Raw genomic sequence first — 2,478 nt, forward strand, 5'->3', positions numbered from 1 at the left:
AAGTAGTTCTGAAAGTCTTGTTTTTACAGGCAATTTATATATTTGTTATTTATAGATTGCTTTCGCAGAAGGACTGCCCTTCTTTATCAGTTTCTTGTATGCTGTGGCCTTATTCCTAGGTACTGCAAATGTAATTTTGCTGTATGTTCCACTGAAGGCTTTTGCGCCAACGCTCTTGAGCTTAGCTGACTTTATCGTCATCTTCTTAAGGTTTTTGCATGATAAAAATGCGTTTGCCCCTATGCTTGTCACATTGTTGCCGATAGTGACATTCTTAAGAGCAGTGTATCTGCTGAATGCATTTGCGCTTACAGATGTTATCTTAAACCTTACATCACCTATAACTACAGTGTCTGCGATGGTCAGTGATGCAAATCTTTTATCTGACCTTGAGTACGTTGTTCCGGCAATTGCAACTGTTCCTGTGCCGTCTGCCTTTGCTCCGGTTATTGTGTACCTGAACTTTCCAACTGTATATGTCTTTCCCTTAGCAGCCTTTACTATGGCAAATGTCTTTGTTATTTTACCAGAATATGCATTCTTACCACATATTGTCACACTTGCCTTGCCCACCGCTTTGTTCTTGCTGTAGGTGACAGTGTAATCCTTGTTCAGTCTGAGCGTCTTTGTGCCAGCCTTGACAACAAGCGATCTCTGGGTGTGCGCTCTTCCATTGTAGATCTTGTTCTCTATTCCGGAAACCGTGATCTTGCTTGTCTTTTTGCTTATATCAGTTGTTGCAAGTTTGGCAATACTTGCTGTTTTCGCAGCCTTGCACACGGTACATGTGTATGTCCTCACACCGGCTGCTGTGTATGTAGGTTTCTTTGTTACCCTGCCGGAATTCCACTTATGTCCAAGTTCCTTTACACACACACCTGTGCTCATGACATCGCCGCAGACTGAGCACTCTGTATGTCCTGTTCCTGCCTTTGTGCAGGTTGGTGCCTTCTCTCCTTTTAGTGTATACTTTACAGTCTTGCCCTCTGAACATGCCGCTCTGTAGATGGTTATCTTCAGCTCTGTGCTGTCATAATTTTCCTTGTCATCGCCAACGTATACAGCGGTTGCCTCCACTGATCCGCCTGCCTTTATCGCAGTCTTAGCATCCGCATCAAGCCATGTCCAGTCTCCCGGAAGTGCAATACTTCCAACTGTCTTATTTGTATTATCTACACTTAACAGCAGATTCGGCATTGCAGCCTTGCTCACATTTACCGTGATCTCAATTTCTGCTGTGTTGTAATTCACACTGTCAGCCGGCGTAAATACAACGGTGTACAGCGTCTTGTCACTGTCAGATACAAACGGCTTTAGAGAATCATCCTTCCATGCAAATGTTCCAAATATCTCAACCTTGTTAATACCGTCAAAATATGCTGTTCCTCCGTATAAAACAGACTTTGCAAGGCTGTCGCCATATGTTATTGCACTTGCTGTCGGCAGATCAGCTATGTTTACATTGGCCTTTAAGACATTTACCTGAATAGTTCCCCTGATCGAATTGTAGTGTTTCTGGTCATCCGGGGTAAATACTACATCATAGTCTGTTACATCAACCACAGGAACTGTGGAATCGTCAGCCCAGCTCCATGTTCCGGTTATGTTTTCTCCTGAAACTCCGATTACGGCTCCGCCCGAAATGCTTGCTTCATTTAAGGTTTTGTGTGGATCGTAACTTATCGGATCTGCCACCGGAAGTTCACTTATAACCGGATCAGCTTTAACTATATCGAATTCAGCCTTGCAGTTTATATCGTAATTTCCGCCCGTGGCATCCGTGATGGTTATCGTCGCTGTTCCAACTTCTGTGTTATCACTGTAAGATACTTCATATTCGCTTGAAGGAATGACTGTCTCACCGTCCATAAGAGCAAACTCAGGCTCTACCTTCTGTCCTGTGTATGTGTACTCAGGCTTAAGTCCGTCAAATGTTGGACTGCTGATCTTCTTTGGCTCAATGGTAAATGTCACGTTCTTTGTTCCTGAGTAAGCACCGATTCCTGTTACAATCGCAGTCGCTGTGCCAGCGTTGATATTGTCGGAATACGTTACATTATAATCTGAGCCTTCTTTTAGCTGTACAGAAAACATATTGTCCCAATTATAATATACCTTTACAGATGGTTTTAACTCACTTCCGGAGTAGATGATGTTTTTATTTTCATCTAACTCTGCATATACTTTATCGTTCAGCAATGCTCCAATTCTAAGCTTATTATCTTCTATACTTGTTGACAGATCAATTATAGAATCATCTAATGATGCGTTGAACCAATCTGACTTTAACGCAATGCCATCACCTGCTACAGCATATGCAGCACCTTGTTGTACACCTATTCCATCCAGAACAATCGGAATAACATTATGAGGCTCTGCATTTATAATTATTTTTTCTCCGTATATTCCATACAAATATATTCCGTCATTGATTTTTATATCACTGTTGTTAAAGTATAATTTTATTGTTTCATCAGC

General features: G+C 41.9%; 1 protein-coding gene. It reads right to left on the reverse strand.

The window, feature by feature from the left end:
• Positions 1-45: 45 nt before the first annotated feature.
• Positions 46-2,478: leucine-rich repeat protein (locus CCU_RS12935; RefSeq protein ID WP_208896264.1), on the reverse strand; the 2,433-nt coding region annotated here is incomplete at its 5' end.

The organism is Coprococcus sp. ART55/1 (assembly GCF_000210595.1).
Lineage (GTDB): Bacteria > Bacillota > Clostridia > Lachnospirales > Lachnospiraceae > Coprococcus > Coprococcus aceti.